17 protein-coding genes are annotated in these 16,741 nt (G+C 36.4%); 15 read left to right on the top strand and 2 right to left on the bottom strand.

Annotation, left to right across the window (positions count from 1 at the left end):
- Positions 1-119: 119 nt before the first annotated feature.
- On the bottom strand, positions 120-434 hold the full coding sequence (locus NC799_RS02615; RefSeq protein WP_272444756.1) for a PepSY domain-containing protein: 315 nt from the start codon (positions 432-434) through the stop codon (positions 120-122).
- A 142-nt stretch (positions 435-576) separates the two neighbouring features.
- On the opposite strand from NC799_RS02615, the gene NC799_RS02610 reads away from it, so the two are divergent.
- Positions 577-1,644, top strand: coding sequence for a M42 family metallopeptidase (locus NC799_RS02610; RefSeq protein WP_272444755.1), 1,068 nt, complete (start codon positions 577-579; stop codon positions 1,642-1,644).
- A 66-nt stretch (positions 1,645-1,710) separates the two neighbouring features.
- Entirely contained in the window at positions 1,711-2,214 is a 504-nt protein-coding gene (locus tag NC799_RS02605) for a DUF84 family protein (RefSeq protein ID WP_272444754.1), read from the top strand.
- 118 nt (positions 2,215-2,332) lie between these two features.
- Here NC799_RS02605 and NC799_RS02600 read toward each other — a convergent pair whose 3' ends face one another.
- Positions 2,333-2,773: a YtoQ family protein gene (locus NC799_RS02600; protein ID WP_272444753.1), complete on the bottom strand. Its 441-nt coding sequence runs from the start codon at positions 2,771-2,773 to the stop codon at positions 2,333-2,335.
- Between the two features lie 245 nt (positions 2,774-3,018).
- Here NC799_RS02600 and NC799_RS02595 point away from each other — a divergent pair, with 245 nt between their 5' ends.
- The 13 genes from NC799_RS02595 to motS all read left to right on the top strand — a co-directional run bounded on the left by NC799_RS02595 (position 3,019) and on the right by motS (position 16,712).
- Positions 3,019-4,047 (top strand): PTS sugar transporter subunit IIC, encoded by a 1,029-nt coding sequence (locus tag NC799_RS02595; RefSeq protein ID WP_272444752.1) that lies wholly within the window; start codon positions 3,019-3,021, stop codon positions 4,045-4,047.
- 16 nt (positions 4,048-4,063) lie between these two features.
- A complete protein-coding gene (locus NC799_RS02590; RefSeq protein WP_272444751.1) occupies positions 4,064-4,378 on the top strand; it encodes a thioredoxin family protein in 315 nt (104 codons plus the stop codon).
- A 36-nt stretch (positions 4,379-4,414) separates the two neighbouring features.
- Positions 4,415-5,227: a DUF1444 domain-containing protein gene (locus NC799_RS02585; RefSeq protein ID WP_272444750.1), complete on the top strand. Its 813-nt coding sequence runs from the start codon at positions 4,415-4,417 to the stop codon at positions 5,225-5,227.
- A gap of 15 nt (positions 5,228-5,242) precedes the next feature.
- Entirely contained in the window at positions 5,243-5,851 is a 609-nt protein-coding gene (ytpR, locus tag NC799_RS02580; RefSeq protein ID WP_272444749.1) for a YtpR family tRNA-binding protein, read from the top strand.
- Between the two features lie 227 nt (positions 5,852-6,078).
- Positions 6,079-8,271: a DNA translocase FtsK gene (locus NC799_RS02575; protein WP_272444748.1), complete on the top strand. Its 2,193-nt coding sequence runs from the start codon at positions 6,079-6,081 to the stop codon at positions 8,269-8,271.
- Positions 8,272-8,588: 317 nt separating this feature from the next.
- A complete protein-coding gene (locus NC799_RS02570; protein ID WP_272444747.1) occupies positions 8,589-9,695 on the top strand; it encodes a nicotinate phosphoribosyltransferase in 1,107 nt (368 codons plus the stop codon).
- 84 nt (positions 9,696-9,779) lie between these two features.
- Positions 9,780-11,090, top strand: coding sequence for a UDP-N-acetylmuramate--L-alanine ligase (murC, locus tag NC799_RS02565; protein ID WP_272444746.1), 1,311 nt, complete (start codon positions 9,780-9,782; stop codon positions 11,088-11,090).
- Between the two features lie 312 nt (positions 11,091-11,402).
- Positions 11,403-11,816 (top strand): DUF948 domain-containing protein, encoded by a 414-nt coding sequence (locus NC799_RS02560; RefSeq protein WP_272444745.1) that lies wholly within the window; start codon positions 11,403-11,405, stop codon positions 11,814-11,816.
- A 43-nt stretch (positions 11,817-11,859) separates the two neighbouring features.
- Entirely contained in the window at positions 11,860-12,288 is a 429-nt protein-coding gene (locus NC799_RS02555; protein WP_272444744.1) for a YtxH domain-containing protein, read from the top strand.
- A gap of 192 nt (positions 12,289-12,480) precedes the next feature.
- A complete protein-coding gene (locus NC799_RS02550; protein ID WP_272444743.1) occupies positions 12,481-13,542 on the top strand; it encodes a bifunctional 3-deoxy-7-phosphoheptulonate synthase/chorismate mutase in 1,062 nt (353 codons plus the stop codon).
- A 454-nt stretch (positions 13,543-13,996) separates the two neighbouring features.
- Positions 13,997-14,998, top strand: a complete 1,002-nt coding sequence (ccpA, locus tag NC799_RS02545; RefSeq protein WP_272444742.1) for a catabolite control protein A — start codon at positions 13,997-13,999, stop codon at positions 14,996-14,998.
- A gap of 117 nt (positions 14,999-15,115) precedes the next feature.
- Positions 15,116-15,943 carry a flagellar motor protein MotP gene (gene motP, locus NC799_RS02540; RefSeq protein WP_272444741.1) on the top strand — a complete coding sequence of 276 codons (828 nt, stop codon included), beginning with the start codon at positions 15,116-15,118 and terminating at the stop codon, positions 15,941-15,943.
- Positions 15,933-16,712 (top strand): flagellar motor protein MotS, encoded by a 780-nt coding sequence (gene motS / locus NC799_RS02535; protein ID WP_272444740.1) that lies wholly within the window; start codon positions 15,933-15,935, stop codon positions 16,710-16,712. Before motP ends, motS begins: the two co-directional genes overlap by 11 nt.
- Positions 16,713-16,741: the final 29 nt, after the last annotated feature.

The following is a 16,741-nucleotide window of genomic DNA, read 5'->3' as shown; positions in this document are numbered from 1 at the left end:
AAGGCAGAAACGATTAAAAATGGGAACGTTTCTGCCTTCCGTTAATTTATTGCTCTTTTCACCTTGTCCATTTTCGCTCCAATCAACAGATCTTTAAATGTTATCAAAACAGAAAAGTGTTACGCAGGTTCTGCCACATCGATGATAGCACCAGTGTTAGCATCGACAAAGAATTCAAACTGACGGTTCGTGCCGTCAATGTTTCTCGTTACTCCCCCACGGTATACTGAATAGTTAAGTCCATTTCTAACAATTTCTTCTGGCTTCATATAAATCCATGATCCACTTACTGGTCCTTGCTGTTTGAATGCATCTTTTGCTGATTTAAGTGCCTTTTCAGGAGTAATATTTTGTGTGTTCTCTAATTGATCTTTAAGTAAGTATCCAGCTATAGCACCAAATCCTACAGCAAGTAATGTTTTTCTCCAGTTCATTTGTAGTCACCTCAAGCAATGTATTTTAAACATAGTATACCTGATTTCTGTAAAAATAGAAATTCAAACTGCATAAGTGGAAAGAAATTGTTTCTTTAGGTTACAATTAGGAAGGATGCTATAGAAGTGGAGGTTATACATAATGAATAAAGAGACGATGAGTTTATTTAAAACATTGACAGAACTACCAGGTGCATCAGGAAATGAGCATGCTGTTCGTGGTTTTATGAAGACAGAGTTGGAAAAGTATTCGGATGAGGTTGTCCAAGACCGCTTAGGTGGTGTTTTTGGCGTTAAACACGGGAATGGCCCAAAAGTAATGGTTGCTGGGCATATGGACGAAGTTGGCTTTATGGTAACAAAGGTAACAAAAAATGGTATGATTCGTTTTCAACCACTAGGTGGCTGGTGGTCACAAGTTCTACTTGCCCAACGGGTTCAGGTGATTACTGACAGTGGTCCTATACTAGGTGTAATAGGTTCAATCCCGCCGCATAATTTAACACCTGAACAAAGAAATAAGCCAATGGATCAAAAGAATATGTTAATCGATATTGGTGCCGATGATGAGGAAGATGCCAAAAAAATCGGAATTAAACCTGGGCAACAAATCGTACCAATAACACCATTTACTCCAATGGCTAATGAGAAGAAGATTTTAGCTAAAGCATGGGACAACCGATATGGCTGTGGTTTGGCAATAGAGCTACTAAAAGAAGTAAAAGATATTACGCTACCCAACCAATTGTTTGCCGGTGCTACAGTCCAAGAAGAAGTTGGATTAAGAGGAGCACAAGTTGCAGCGAATATGATTGAACCAGATATCTTTTATGCTTTAGATGCGTCACCAGCCAATGACATGGCAGGTGATGATAAAGAATTTGGTCAGTTAGGCAAAGGTGCCTTGTTACGTATTTTTGACCGTTCGATGATTACACATCGCGGCATTCGTGATTTCGTATTAGACACAGCGGAGTCGAACCAAATTCCGTATCAGTATTTTATTTCTCAAGGTGGCACTGATGCTGGACGAGTGCATGTATCGAACAAGGGAGTTCCATCTGCAGTTATTGGGATTTGTTCAAGATATATTCATACGCATGCATCCATTATCCATATTGACGATTATGCAGCTGCTAAAGAACTGTTAGTGACATTGGTTAAATCAACAGACAATAATACACTTAGTCAAATTAGTAGCAACGTTTAAAAAATAGGTTGATTTACTGCCATATATGAGATCAACGTAACATTTAAGGAAAACGGGAGACATGTTATGCAGATTTTTATCGGTTCTAAAAATCCAACGAAAATTAAGGCTGTAGAAAATGAATTTCCTCTGTTTGAAATAGAAGCTGTAGACGTTTCATCCAAAGTATCTCTGCAACCTTTTTCAGATGAAGAAACATTGGAAGGAGCAATAAATCGAGCCAAGGAATGTGCAACCCTTGCAAAAGGGGCAATTGGAATTGGACTTGAAGGTGGCGTTACTGAAATGGAATCAGGCCTTTTTCTTTGTAATTGGGGAGCTTTAGTTGACGAACATGGTGAACTTTACATGGCTAGTGGTGCAAGAATACTATTGCCAAACGAAGTATCCTCAAAGCTTGAAAAAGGAATTGAATTAGGTGAAATTATGGATGATTATGCTAAAAAGAAAGATGTAAGAAAAAATGAGGGAGCTATTGGTATCTTTACGAATCAACTTGTTGGTAGAGAGGAAATGTTCACTCATGTAATGAGACTGCTTCGAGGCCAGTACGAGTATGGTAATAGGTGAATAAGTGAAAAATTAGACCTCCTGCACCGGAATATGAAAACAGCTCAGATCACCCTGAGCTGTTTTTTAATATAGTTAGGAAAAATCCAGGTTAGTTAATTCTTTGGTTTATCCTACCTTATAGAAATAGATAATCTAATACATCAATTGCTTGCTCTGGTGTTTCAACAGTTACATTAGCTTTGTTTGATAGTTCTTTTAAAGGATGAATTAATGATTCTGGTCTTATAATAATAGTTGGCTTTTGTAGTGTGATAGCCATTGATGCATCCATCGCAGTATTCCATTGTTTGAATTTTTCACCGAATAATGCAATAACAACGTCTGCTTTTTGTAACAAAACTTGTGTTCGAAAATTGTTAATATCTGATGCAGCATCGTCTTTATATCGTTTAGCGGGTTGGTCTCCGAGAACCTTTTCACCTATACCATCAGATAAATCATGATTTGGTTGTGGTCCAACGAATTCAATCGGTAAATTTTTTGCTTTAGCATTATCAATAAATTCATCACGCCAATTCCCGTGAATATGCCCTGCTAAATAAACTGTTATTTTCATAAAAAATCCCCTTTCCAATATAGGTGTGCTACTTAATTCCATTATCAGTATGTTAGGTTGATATTGCAAATCAAAAACAGTGCTGGTTGTTTTTTAGATACACTTTTTCCTGGTAATAGCCCTTCATCCTTACACAACAAGCTTAACAATGTTAATTTCGTTGAGTTGAGTGAAAGGTTTGTGTAATATTAATTATTAGAAGGTGTTCAAAGCACTATTAGGGAAATTGAAAAGGAGAAAAACCAATGAAGAATTTTTTGAGAAAAAAAGGGGTCACCCTATCAGCGCGGGAATATTTTATAACTGCCCTTAGCTTCATGGCGTTAGGATTGTTTTCATCTTTAATTATTGGATTAATTATTAAAACAATAGGTGAGCAAATTGGTTTCCAAGCATTGATTGATATGGGAGCCTTTGCGATGAACGGGAAAGTAGTTGGTGGTGCAATAGGAGTAGCTATTGCATATGGTCTTAAAGCACCGCCATTAGTCATGTTTTCTGCTTTATTTGCAGGGGCGTTTGGATATGATTCTGACGGGGCTGGGGGTGGACCTGCTGGTAGTTATGTTGCTGCGCTGTTTGCGATTGAATTTGGTAAATTAATTTATAAGCAAACGAGAGTAGATATCATTCTTGTTCCATTTGTTACAATTACAGTAGGTTTTATTGTTGGTATATTAGTCGGCAGACCTGTAAACTCATTTATGACTTGGTTCGGGAGTATTATCAACTGGTCTACCGAACAACAGCCATTTATTATGGGGATTATTGTTGCTGTCTTGATGGGATTTGCATTAACTGCTCCAATATCTAGTGCAGCTATTGCCATTATGCTTGAACTTAAAGGAATTGCTGCTGGTGCTGCAACTGTTGGATGTGCAGCACAAATGATTGGCTTTGCGGTATCAAGCTACCGTGATAACGGCTTTGGTGGTTTTTTAGCTCAAGGAATTGGCACGTCCATGCTTCAAGTAGCAAATATAATACGAAAGCCAATCATTATCGTACCACCAACAATTGCAGGGGTTCTTATGGCTCCTTTTGCAACAGTTTGGTTAGAGATGACAAACAATGAATTTGGGGCAGGAATGGGGACAGCAGGCTTGGTTGGCCAAATCATGACATTTGAATCGATGGGCTTTACCATGAACGTTTTCTGGATGATATTACTAGTTCAAATTGTTGGGCCAGCGGTGATTAGTTTGATACTTTCCGAATGGTTTAGGAAAAAAGGTTGGATTAACCCAGGTGACATGAAAATAAACTATGAGTAAAGAGGAGTGTTGCAAAATGCAATATTTAAAATCAGAAGAACAATTATCAGAGATGATTAATAAAGGAAAGACAATATTGGTTTTTTCTGCAGATTGGTGTCGGGATTGTCAAGTGATTAAGCCGGTTTTACCGGAAATTGAAAATAATTTTAAAGATTTTACGTTTATTTATGTTGACCGAGATAAGTTTATTGATGTTTGTGTAGAGTACGATGTTTTTGGTATCCCTAGCTTTATCGGATTTAAAGACGGTATCGAACAAGGTAGATTTGTAAGTAAAGATCGAAAGACCCAGGCCGAAATTGAAACGTTTATCAAACAATTGGCATGATAGATCAAGAGCAATTAACAGAAGGGAGGAATTCGATTGAGAATGAACAGCTTACAAATGAAAAGGAAACTAGAGCAAAGGTTGGAAAACCCTGAATGGAATAGTTCATTTAACCGAGATAAAGATATCTTTCGAGTGGAGTGGAAAGAAACGAGGCAAGGTGTCTCAATCACGATACCGAACGTTATTGCCAAATATGATCAGCACGGGGAGGCAGCATTAGACGACCTCGAGTACCATGTCAAAGAGGCATTAAAAATAATGAACGAAACGCACGATTTGTCTGGAGCTGAAAAAAAGATATTACCAGTTATACGAGCGACCTCTTTTCCAAGAAAAACGAAAGCCGGTAAGCAGTTAGTGTATACAGACCACACGGCTGAAACGCGTATTTATTATGCGCTTGATTTAGGCAACACCTATAAATTAATTGATATAGAGATGCTTACAAATGAAAATTGGACGATTGACCGAATAAAAGAAGTAGCAACTTTTAATGTGCGTTCTCTAATGACAAATTTGAAAAAGGATACCGTTGCTGAAAATGATTATTATTTTCTAGCTAGTAAAGATGGATATGACGCGAGTAGAATTTTAAACGAGGCATTTCTTGAAGAAATGAAGGCAAACAGTAAAGGCGAATTAGCTATTGCAGTCCCACATCAAGATGTATTAATCTTTGCTGACATTCAAAATGAAACAGGTTATGATATATTAGCACAGATGACAATGAAATTCTTTGCAGAAGGCAGGATTCCAATTACTTCCTTACCATTTTTGTATGAAGATAAGAAACTAGAACCAATTTTTATTTTGGCTAAAAACAGACCAACAAGAAAAGACAAATAGAAAGGAAGAGATAAAATGGACGTTTTTTACAATCGTCAAGGGATTGGGGATGTCTTAGTAATCCCATTGAAAGAAGGGAATAGATATAATTTAGAATATAAGTCTTACGGGGATATTGTTAAGATTGCTGATAAACAAACAGAGGAAGTTCTTGGTTATAATATTTTTCAAGCATCCAATTATTTCGAGTTAAACACAACTGGTAAATTAAATTTGACAGAAGAAATGTTAAACAGTTTAACTAAAACATTTGAACTAGAGGGCTTGGAAGGTGAGCCGGTCATTGATCTGTCACCGAAATTTGTTGTCGGGCTTGTAAAATCAATCGAAAAGCATGAAGATGCAGATAAGTTAAAAGTATGTCAAGTTGATATTGGGGAAAAAGAGAGTTTACAAATTGTTTGTGGTGCTCCTAACGTTGACCAAGGTCAAAGAGTTGTCGTTGCTAAAGTCGGTGCAATTATGCCTAGTGGTTTACAAATAAAGCCTACTGAACTACGAGGAGTTCCATCAAATGGAATGATTTGCTCGCAAAAGGAATTAGACTTACCAAATGCGCCAAAGGAAAAAGGCATCTACGTTTTAAGTGAAGACTATTCAATTGGACAAGCTTTTGAATTTTAACTAGATGTACCTTTGTCAATAACTGACAGAGGTACTCTCTTTTTTCATAAAAAATTTAGAAAGTATAAAATTGTCTATCCATGGATAACAAGCAGTAACAGTACCTCAGGATTGTGCTGTATCCCCGCATAGAATTAGGTGAAAGTGATTGGTTGTCCTATGATATACTAAACAGAGAATGGGACTGTAACTTATACTTTAAACGTAGAGGAAAGAGTGGAAAATTTATGTGGGAGCAATTTAAAAAAAGAATGCTTCAGTTGTTATCTCTTAGTGCAGAAAAAGAACATGAAAAAACATATCCATTAAGAAGAGATCCAATAAGTAAGGATCAAATACATACTAGAATGACGTATAAGTATCCTAGTAATCGTTCGTTTCACTTTCCGGTTATTCCTGACTTACCCGACCGTAGCAAGGAAGAGGGAACACATCAGTATAATAACACTCAACCTGAAAAAACGAAGAATAAGTCACAAGTTGACAATAAAAAAGAGCAGGATAAAAAGCCGTTTAAGGCTACGGATGTTCCATCACCTGTATATGGATTTACCCGAAATAAAAAAGATGTGGATGTTCCTACTTTTATACGGAAAAGAGATCAAAGTAACCCTATCTTTGATCGAATAGATAAACAAGATTGGATACCAACTGATTCAGAAATAACGAGTGAAAATGATTCACTTGAAGTAATTGAAACTAAAGAAGTTAAGTTTTCAAATGAACAAGCTAAAATGATCGAAGAAAGTGAAAAGGATCTAACAGTTGATCGGCTGCCTGATCTATTGCTTACTAGTGATTTTGACGAGGAAATAACCGAACATAAACCGAAACAATTAGTAAGTGAGGAAAACAAGGTAAACTCCGAAAGAAGCAATGTAGAACAAACAAGAGAAAGTCGTGAAATAAAAAAGGATAGCCATCCAACACCAAAAAAGGTAGTTCCGTTTAATGTCATCATGCGGCCTAGTGATAAGAGATTGCAACACCAATCTAATGCGAAGTTGCATAAAGCACCCCCGATTCACTTGTTAAATGATCCAATTGAAAGAACTATGAAAGATAGTGAATGGGTGAACGACCAAAAGGAATTATTAACAACAACACTTAAGCATTTTCATGTGCGGGCAAAGGTAGTAAATGCAATGAGCGGTCCTGCTGTTACTCGGTTTGAAATTCAACCAGAACCAGGAGTAAAGGTAAGTAAAATAAAAAATTTAAGTGACGATATTAAGTTGAATCTAGCAGCAAAAGACATTCGAATGGAAGCTCCAATACCAGGGAAAAATACAATCGGGATTGAGGTTCCAAATCCTAAATCGCAACCGGTGATGTTACAAGAAATTGTCGAGTCAGCATCATTTAAGGAAGGTACATCCTCATTAAGTGTTGCATTAGGCCTTGATATAGCTGGAAGGCCAATTGTTACCGATTTAAAAAAGATGCCACACGGATTGATTGCAGGTGCTACTGGTTCTGGTAAAAGTGTATGTATTAATACTATTTTGGTTAGTTTGTTGTACAAGGCTAGTCACGAAGATGTCAGGTTTTTATTAATTGACCCAAAGATGGTTGAATTGGCACCTTACAATGAGATACCACATTTAGTTTCACCTGTTATTACGGATGTAAAGGCTGCGACATCTGCTTTAAAGTGGGTGGTTGCAGAAATGGAGGAACGATATGAGAAGTTTGTTAAAGAAGGGGCACGGGATATCGAGCGATACAACCAAAAAATGATAAGCCAAGGTAGAAGGCATGAAAAGCTCGCCTATTTAGTCATCGTCATTGATGAATTAGCTGATTTAATGATGGTTTCACCACAAGATGTTGAAGATGCGATATGCCGAATTGCACAAAAAGCAAGGGCGTGTGGAATCCATCTTTTATTAGCAACACAGCGCCCTTCTGTAGATGTAATTACAGGGCTCATTAAGGCCAACATACCAACACGAATAGCCTTTAGTGTTTCATCACAAGTTGATTCCAGAACAATACTAGATTCTAGTGGAGCAGAAAAATTATTAGGTAAAGGTGATATGCTATTTGTCGAAAATGGTGTTGGTCAACCTATTAGAATACAAGGTGCATTTGTTTCTGATGATGAAATTGAGCGAGTAACTAACTTTGTCAAAAGGATCTCACCTCCAGATTATCTATTTGAACAGGAAGAATTGTTACAACAAATTACCACTCAGGAAGACGAAGATGAATTGTACGAAGAGGCGGTTGAATTTGTTGTTGAGCAAAACGGTGCGAGTGCATCGTTATTACAACGAAGATTCAAAGTTGGTTATAATAGAGCAGCTCGATTAATTGATAACATGGAAGCAAATGGAATAATTTCCGAGCAAAAAGGTAGTAAACCACGAGATATATTAATTTCACAAGATAAGCTAGAAAATTTGTTTAAGAATTAGGATGCGAAATAAAAGCTTGTAGACAAACTCCTGTTTTCTACAAGCTTTTATTAAAAAATAGAAGGTAAAACAAATCCAAGATCTGTCTAGCTCCAGCGCCTAGCCCGCCTGAGGTCATAAGTCAATCGCTTCTGTGGCAAAGAACGCCACGTCAGGTCTTGTCTTATGCCTATCTGGGCTTAATAAGGCGCTTTCGCTTTTCTTAAAACTTTAATCGAATAAATTAGTCTTATTCGGAAATAACTTGTCGAGACAGATCTATTCTTATATGATAGACAATGACATGTTTTAGATAAACTTGGTTAAGGAGTATATATATGAAAGAAATTAAGAAAAAATTAAATGGTGAGATTGAACGTCTTACAAATAAGACATTTAAGTTTGACCAGCGTGTGAAAGAAGGCTGGTTTTCAGCTGTTTACTTTCTGAAAACAAAAGAAATCGCAGAAAAACTTATTCCAGATAATCAAGTAACAATGCAATTTTTTCAGAAAAATGATGCTGTTTTGTGCGGTAGCGATGAGGCAATTGCTTTATTACATACGTTTGCGAATAATCCTGAAGACTTGGAGATAAAATCATTAAAAGACGGTGACAAAATCAGTCCGTTTGAAACAGTTTTAACTATAACAGGGCCATACCAAGATTTTGGCTTTTTAGAAGGAATTATTGATGGTATTTTGGCCAGAAGAACGTCAGTAGCAACAAATGTATATAATGTTGTTAAAGCGGCTAGAACTTCGGGAAAACAAAAGCCTATTATTTTCATGGGAGACCGGGACGATCATTATACACAGCAAGCTGGTGATGGATATGCAGCCTTTATCGGAGGATCAACAGCTCAAGCAACGCATGCAATGAATGAATGGTGGGGGAAAAAAGGTATGGGAACAATGCCCCACGCGATGATTCAAATGTTTGAAGGCGATGTCGTAGCAGCTGCTCGCGCCTATCAGCAAGTTTATCCCAATGATGAACTAATGGTTTTAGTAGACTATAATAACGACGTAATCAATGATTCACTAAAGGTTGCTCGTGAGTTTGGGGATACACTCAAAGGGGTCCGAATTGACACATCAAAAAATATGGTTGATAAATATTTCTTAAGAAATCAACAATTAATGGGAACGTTTGATCCACGTGGGGTAAATCCTGAACTTGTGTTTGCTTTAAGGAAAGCGTTAGATGATGAAGGGTATACACATGTTAAAATAATAGCTAGTGGTGGATTTGATGAAAAAAGAATCCGTGAGTATGAGTTGAAAAATGTTCCGGTTGATATGTATGGTGTTGGACGAAATTTACTAAATGTTCATATCGGGTTTACTGGAGATAATGTTTTGTTAAATGGTTCCCATCAAGCAAAAGAGGGGAGACAGTACCGGCCAAACCCGCGTTTGGAAGCAGTCGAATTTAATAAATAATTATTGTGAAAATATCATTCTCCAAGCATAGGGATGCTATGGGGGGAGATAGGAGAAAACAGTCTTATATGGAGGTTCTTGTTTATGACGATTTACCACTTTATTGGTATAAAGGGGACTGGAATGAGTGCTTTAGCACAAATTCTTCATGATTCGGGTTACAGTGTTCAAGGATCAGATGTTGAAAAGGTATTTTTCACACAAACTGCATTAGAAGCAAAAAATATACCGTTCATGCCATTTTCAAAGGAAAACATAAAAGAAGGACTAACGATTATTGCTGGAAACGCTTTTAAGGACGATCACCCTGAAATCCAAGAGGCAAGACGGTTGGGCTTACCATATTATAGGTATCATGAATTTTTAGGTGAGTGGTTGAAGCAATTTACTAGTATTGCTGTCACCGGTTCACATGGTAAAACGTCTACTACAGGCTTATTAGCCCATGTACTCGGTGAAACTTATCCAATTTCCTATTTGATTGGGGATGGGTCAGGAAAAGGCCATATCGATAGTAATTACTTTGTATTTGAAGCATGTGAATACCGAGGACATTTTTTGCAGTATGAACCGGATTATGCAATTATGACCAATATCGATTTTGATCATCCAGACTACTTCTCGAGTATTGATGACGTATTTGATTCATTTCAACAAATGTCCGAACAAGTTAAAAAAGGAATCGTTGCTTGTGGGGATGATGAGTATTTGCAGCGAATACAGGCAAAGGTACCTGTTCTTTATTATGGATTTGCGGATACAAACGATTTCCAAGCAAAGAATGTAAAAGAAGACGCGAATGGGACTACATTCGATGTGTTTGTCAGAAATAATTTCTATGATTCATTTATTATTCCTAATTATGGAAATCATAATGTGCTAAACGCATTAGCAGTTATTACAATATGCCACTATGAAGGAATGGAAGTAAGTGATATAAAGAAAATGAAAAGCTTTAGAGGAGTTAAGCGCCGTTTTACTGAAAAGGTTGTCGGTAATCAAGTATTGATCGATGATTATGCACACCACCCGAAAGAAATTGAAGCGACAATTGAAGCTGCTCAAAAAAAATATCCCGACAAAACAGTCATAGCAGTATTCCAACCACATACGTATACACGAACTAAAACCTTTCTCAAGGAGTTTGCAAATAGTTTAAAACCAGCAGATCATACTTTTTTATGCGATATTTTTGGTTCGGCTCGTGAAGGTGATGGTAATTTAACCATTCATGATTTGCAAATTTTAATTGATGATTGTGAAATATTAAACGTTAATGAAACGAACGTTTTGGAGAAATATGATAATAGCGTTATATTGTTCATGGGTGCTGGAGATATCCAAAAGTTCCAACAAGCCTATGAAAATCATTTATCTGAGAAAAAGAAAGTATAGAAAAAGGTTTTTTAAAATAAATATCGAATAAATAAAAAGGAAGGTGTACACCTTCCTTTTTATTGTTGTAGTAGTGAAGAAGTAGTAGAGTTTTCTGTAACAAAATAGCCTGCCTTCTAGTATAAAATTATTGGAAACGTGGAATTTATAAAAGAGTGTTTTTTTAAGTGATATCTAGGGATCTAATCCAAGACTGTTTAAAGACATTTCTAAAAAGGTTTAAGGTAATTGTGGTATGGTAAAACTTTACATAAAAGTTAGAGAGTTTAGACAATAAAACAGTAGGTACATAAGAAGGAGATGAACTAGGACATGATAAATTTACTCTATATCGCAGCATTATTAGTCGCTATTGCTTTTGCCGTGCTTGTGGTGTACTTGGCTAAGGTGCTTAAAGCAACCCAAAGAACGATGACCAACGTTGCAGACACATTAGAAGGTTTAGAAAAGCAAATGGAGGGTATAACAATAGAAACGACTTCATTACTCAATAAAACTAACAAGCTTGCTGAAGACATCAATGAAAAAGCGGGAAAGTTAAATACATTAGTCGATGGAATTAAAGGAATAGGTGACACCGTACATGAATTTAACCATTCATTAAAATCAGTTTCTAAAAGCATTACAGCAGTTACTGAAAATAATAAGGAAAAAAGCGCACAAGCAATGAAATGGGGCACTGTGCTCATCGATTTATGGAAAAGGAAAAAATCAGAATCTAGCTAATCATGTGAATAATTATATAAAATAACTTTGGGAGGAATGTAAGATGAGCAATCAAGACAACCAAAACATTAATAGCAAAGACTTTTTAATTGGATCGTTGATCGGTGGTATTGTTGGTGCATCCATGGCGTTATTGTTTGCACCTAAATCTGGAAAAGAGCTTAGGAGTAATTTAAATCAAAGTGCTAATTATGTAAAAGATCGAGCATATGAGTGGAAAGATATTGCCTATGAAAAAGGTTCAGAATGGAAGGATGTTGCAAAGGATAACTATTCACAGCTCTCTGAAACAGTTTCGGAAAAATCTCATGAGTTAGGAGATAAGGTGAAAGAAACCTCGAAGTCAATCCAAGATCGTTTTACACAAGAAGAAGACCCCGAAAAAGCAGCAGAGGAAGTTGCACAGGCAATTGAGGCTGTATCTAGGGAGTTGGATGAACAGCAAAATTATAACAACAATCAAAATAGTTAACGTAAAGGACAAAGTTGTGGTTATAATACTGCAACTTTCTTTTCTGTTGAAGAAATTTGTCGGTAGAATATTTAATATTTTAAATTGGTGGTGACAAGGTTAAAAATATTAGCTATAATTATCCCTAATTATTAAAAAATAAATACGTTCTTGATAAACTTAAATAGAAACAAGAAACTGGGGGTAATTTGCTTGGGAAATGAAAAAATTGAACAATTACGCGATCAATTGGATCAGGTAAATCTAGAAATCTTAAATTTGATTAACCAACGGGCAGAGCTCGTTAAGGAAATCGGTCAAGTAAAGGAAAAACAAGGTGCAAACCGTTTCGATCCGGTACGTGAAAGAAAAATGCTTAATTTAATTAAAGAAAATAACAAAGGACCGTTTGAAAACTCGACAATCGAGCATTTATTTAAAGAAATTTTCAAAGCTGGTTTGGAACTGCAAGAAGATGATCATAGTAAAGCATTACTAGTATCCAGAAAGAAAAAGCAAGAGGATACTGTTATTGAAATAAATGGTGAGAGATTTGGTGATGGAAATCAGCACTTTATCATGGGTCCGTGTGCTGTAGAAAGCTATGAACAAGTGGCGCAAGTAGCGGAAGCGATGAAAAAGCAAGGACTTAAAGTGATTCGTGGAGGAGCATTCAAGCCAAGGACATCACCATACGATTTCCAGGGGTTAGGATTTGAAGGTTTGAAAATCCTAAAGGAAGTGTCTGATGAATATGGATTGGCAGTTGTTACTGAGATTGTAAGCCCATCTGACATAGAAAAAGCGCTAGACTACCTTGATGTGATCCAAATAGGTGCAAGAAATATGCAAAACTTTGAACTGTTAAAGGCAGCAGGAGAAGTGGACAAGCCTGTATTATTAAAACGAGGGATGTCAGCAACAATTTCTGACTTTATCAATGCTGCAGAATACATTATTTCTCGTGGAAATGGGAACATCATTCTTTGCGAACGTGGAATAAGAACTTACGAAAGAGCTACTCGTAATACATTAGACATAACAGCAGTACCGATTTTAAAACAAGAGACTCATTTACCTGTCATGGTAGATGTTACACACTCAACGGGAAGAAGAGATTTATTACTGCCTGCAGCTAAAGCCGCTCTAGCTATTGGTGCAGATGGCGTAATGGCTGAAGTTCATCCAGACCCTGCTGTTGCTTTATCAGATTCAGCTCAGCAAATGGATATTCCTACTTTTAACAACTTTATGAATGAACTCTTGAAGAAATAATCAACCAAACAACCTTTGCGAATAGAGCAAGGGTTGTTTTTTTAAAAGATATAAAAGTATAAAAAAGATCCAAGAGCTATCTACTCCGCTTCCTAGTCAAACGAGTTCGCTAAGCTTTCTTTATTGTTCATGAGCCTTGCACTTTTCTAAGGCAATAATTGTAGGAGTTTGTTATAATAATGGATGAATCAATTATAGGAATCGATATCATGGTCGAGAATAGATAAAAAACAGCGAATGAAGGAGCAGGCTGTATATAGGTTGTTGAATCCTCATTTACTTAGGCTGTAAGAAATTTAAGACTACATAATGATTGGCAAAGAAATTTTACGAAAAAAGTCAAATATAGAAAGATTCGGACGAAAGGTGTCGAATTATTGCGGAACAAGAAATAGTATCGTAAAATTAGTGAAAAGCTATAAGATATCGTAGAAAAGTAGGAGGTAAGCTTGTTATGAATGTAACAATATATGATGTAGCTAGAGAAGCAAATGTTTCGATGGCAACCGTTTCGCGTGTGGTGAATGGTAACCCAAATGTGAAACCAGCAACAAGGAAAAAAGTTTTAAATACGATTGAACGTTTAGGTTATCGGCCAAATGCTGTAGCACGAGGATTAGCGAGTAAGAAAACAACAACTGTAGGAGTAATTATCCCTGATATTTCAAGCATATTTTTCTCTGAATTAGCAAGAGGGATTGATGATATTGCCACAATGTATAAATACAATATTATCTTAAGTAACTCCGACCAGAATGAAGATAAAGAATTAAAACTAATCAACACCATGCTTGAAAAGCAAGTAGATGGAATTGTCTTTATGGGTGGGAAGATTACCGAAGAACATGTGCATCAATTTAAAACGTCACCAGTCCCAGTTGCATTAGCAGCAACTATTGATCCAACTAACTCCATACCATCAGTAAACATCGACTATCAACAGGCTGCATACGAAGCGACAAAGCTATTGGTTGACAATGGAACAGCTCATCCTGCATTTATAACAGCACATGAAGAGACGGAGATAAATAATCAAAAATACAAAGGGTTTCTTCGAGCACTAGCTGAATCAGATCAAGACTTAAATCCTGAATTAGTGATCAAGGGTGATTATACTTACCAATCTGGGATAGAAGCCGTAGAACAACTACTTGAAATGTCAGAAAGACCTACTGGTATTTTTGTTGCATCTGATGAAATGGCGCTTGGTGTGATTCATGGTATTCAGGACAAAGGTCTTAAAGTACCAGAAGATATTGAAGTATTTGGGTTTGATAATACAAGATTGGCAACAATGGTACGACCGACCCTCTCGACAATCATTCAACCAATGTATGATATAGGTGCTGTAGCTATGCGACTGTTAACAAAATTTATGAACAAGGAAGAAGTTACTGATCAAAATGTAATTTTACCTCATCGAATTATTGAAAGGAACTCAACAAAATCAAAATAACGCCGATAATAAGGATAAGAAGGGAATGAGAAAAGCTATTCCTTTCTAATCCAATTTCTACGAACATGAGAGTTAGTACTAGCTAAGTTCGGTTAGGATTATTTAGGGAGAGAGAGTATGAAAAAAATAGACCTATTAACACCTATTGGTATTACGTTAGGCTTTCTGATGATTATGTTTGGGATATTATCAAGCGGTGGATTTGGTGGAGTACTTTCTTTTCTTCAGCTTGCTTCTGTTTTTATTGTTATTGGCGGGTTAATTGCTGGAATTCTGATTAACTTTAATTTGGATCAAGTGAAAATGGCAAGACATGTGTTAAAGCAAGCATTTCAAACGAGTGAGCAAAACCTCCCATCATTAATTGATTTATTTATTCGATTATCTGAAAGAGCGAGGAGAGAAGGCTTACTTGCTTTAGAAAATGAGTTAGATGACGTGGAGGACCCTTTTGTTAAAAAAGGAGTATTACTTGCAATTGATGGAATTGAGCCTGAAATGATAAATGACATTATGTCTGCGGAAATTACTGCAATGGAAGAACGACACCAGATTGGACGAGCAATTATTGAAAAGGCAGGGGAATATGCACCTGCATGGGGAATGATTGGGACATTAATTGGACTAGTTTTAATGCTTAATAATTTATCTGACCCTTCAACCCTTGGACCTAACATGGCGGTAGCTCTCTTGACAACATTATACGGATCTGTACTGGCTAATTTAGTTTTTATCCCTATGGCAGCGAAACTCGAGATGAAGACGAACGAGGAAATTTTCCTGAAACAAATTGTTATAGAAGGTGTAATCGGGGTTCAGTCAGGTCAAAATCCACGAATATTAAAGGAGAAGCTAAGTGCCTTTTTAGCTCATGATAGTAGAAAGAAAAGTAATGACGAAGAAGAAGAGTCAAAGTATCTAGGAGATAATGTTAATGAAGCTTAAAAGAAAAAAGCTTGTTGACAAAGGTTCTCCAAGATGGATTGTTACCTATGCAGACATGGTAACATTAATCTTAGTTTTTTTTATTTTATTATTTTCTATGTCACAAGTAGATTTAGTGAAATTTCAGGCCATTTCAGAATCATTTCGTAATCGAATGATTTTTGACTATTACCCCTCGCCAATTGAACAAGACTTTCCTACTGAAAATATAAAAATAGAGGAAGATACAGAAGGTGTAGATGGATTCAATAATTCTAAAGCAAACACCCCAAACGCCTCAATGAAACAGGATTTAAATCAAGACCAAACAACAATGGATCAATTATTTGAACAAGTCCAAGCGTATTTGAATGATAATCAACTAAATAGTGTAATTATGGCAAGTAAGACAGATGAGGGAGTTGTGTTAACCTTACAGGAAAATGTTTTGTTTGAAACCGGTGAAGCAGATATAATCAATTCTGGTAAACCGTTACTTAAGAAAATAGGACTATTATTAAATAATATACCGAACTATATTCGTGTGGAAGGTCATACGGATAATCGGCCAATCTCCAACTATCGATTTCCGTCAAATTGGGAACTTTCAGGCGCGAGGTCTAGTAGCGTAATTCGATTTATTCTTCAAAATAACCCTATCAATCCAGCTCGCTTTATTGCAGTTGGGTATGGTGATACTAGACCAGTGGTTGAGAATACGTCACCAGAAAATTGGCGGAAAAATAGAAGGGTAGAAATTGTTATTCTAGATGTTAGGGAAAAAAGTTAAGTGGACTAACGATCGCTATTCTTATTGAT

Source organism: Aquibacillus salsiterrae (assembly GCF_028416595.1).
Taxonomy (GTDB): Bacteria; Bacillota; Bacilli; order Bacillales; family Amphibacillaceae; genus Aquibacillus_A; species Aquibacillus_A salsiterrae.
Note: the sequence above shows the minus strand (reverse complement) of the source record. Positions and strands in the feature narration are given on the sequence as shown.

Coding starts and splice junctions, on each gene's coding strand:
- NC799_RS02590 (WP_272444751.1), top strand. CDS start 4,064: ATGCAATATTTAAAATCAGAAGAACAATTATCAGAGATGATTAATAAA.
- ytpR (WP_272444749.1), top strand. CDS start 5,243: ATGGACGTTTTTTACAATCGTCAAGGGATTGGGGATGTCTTAGTAATC.
- NC799_RS02575 (WP_272444748.1), top strand. CDS start 6,079: ATGTGGGAGCAATTTAAAAAAAGAATGCTTCAGTTGTTATCTCTTAGT.
- NC799_RS02605 (WP_272444754.1), top strand. CDS start 1,711: ATGCAGATTTTTATCGGTTCTAAAAATCCAACGAAAATTAAGGCTGTA.
- NC799_RS02595 (WP_272444752.1), top strand. CDS start 3,019: ATGAAGAATTTTTTGAGAAAAAAAGGGGTCACCCTATCAGCGCGGGAA.
- NC799_RS02570 (WP_272444747.1), top strand. CDS start 8,589: ATGAAAGAAATTAAGAAAAAATTAAATGGTGAGATTGAACGTCTTACA.
- NC799_RS02560 (WP_272444745.1), top strand. CDS start 11,403: ATGATAAATTTACTCTATATCGCAGCATTATTAGTCGCTATTGCTTTT.
- ccpA (WP_272444742.1), top strand. CDS start 13,997: ATGAATGTAACAATATATGATGTAGCTAGAGAAGCAAATGTTTCGATG.
- NC799_RS02555 (WP_272444744.1), top strand. CDS start 11,860: ATGAGCAATCAAGACAACCAAAACATTAATAGCAAAGACTTTTTAATT.
- murC (WP_272444746.1), top strand. CDS start 9,780: ATGACGATTTACCACTTTATTGGTATAAAGGGGACTGGAATGAGTGCT.
- motP (WP_272444741.1), top strand. CDS start 15,116: ATGAAAAAAATAGACCTATTAACACCTATTGGTATTACGTTAGGCTTT.
- NC799_RS02610 (WP_272444755.1), top strand. CDS start 577: ATGAATAAAGAGACGATGAGTTTATTTAAAACATTGACAGAACTACCA.
- motS (WP_272444740.1), top strand. CDS start 15,933: ATGAAGCTTAAAAGAAAAAAGCTTGTTGACAAAGGTTCTCCAAGATGG.
- NC799_RS02600 (WP_272444753.1), bottom strand. CDS start 2,773: ATGAAAATAACAGTTTATTTAGCAGGGCATATTCACGGGAATTGGCGT.
- NC799_RS02615 (WP_272444756.1), bottom strand. CDS start 434: ATGAACTGGAGAAAAACATTACTTGCTGTAGGATTTGGTGCTATAGCT.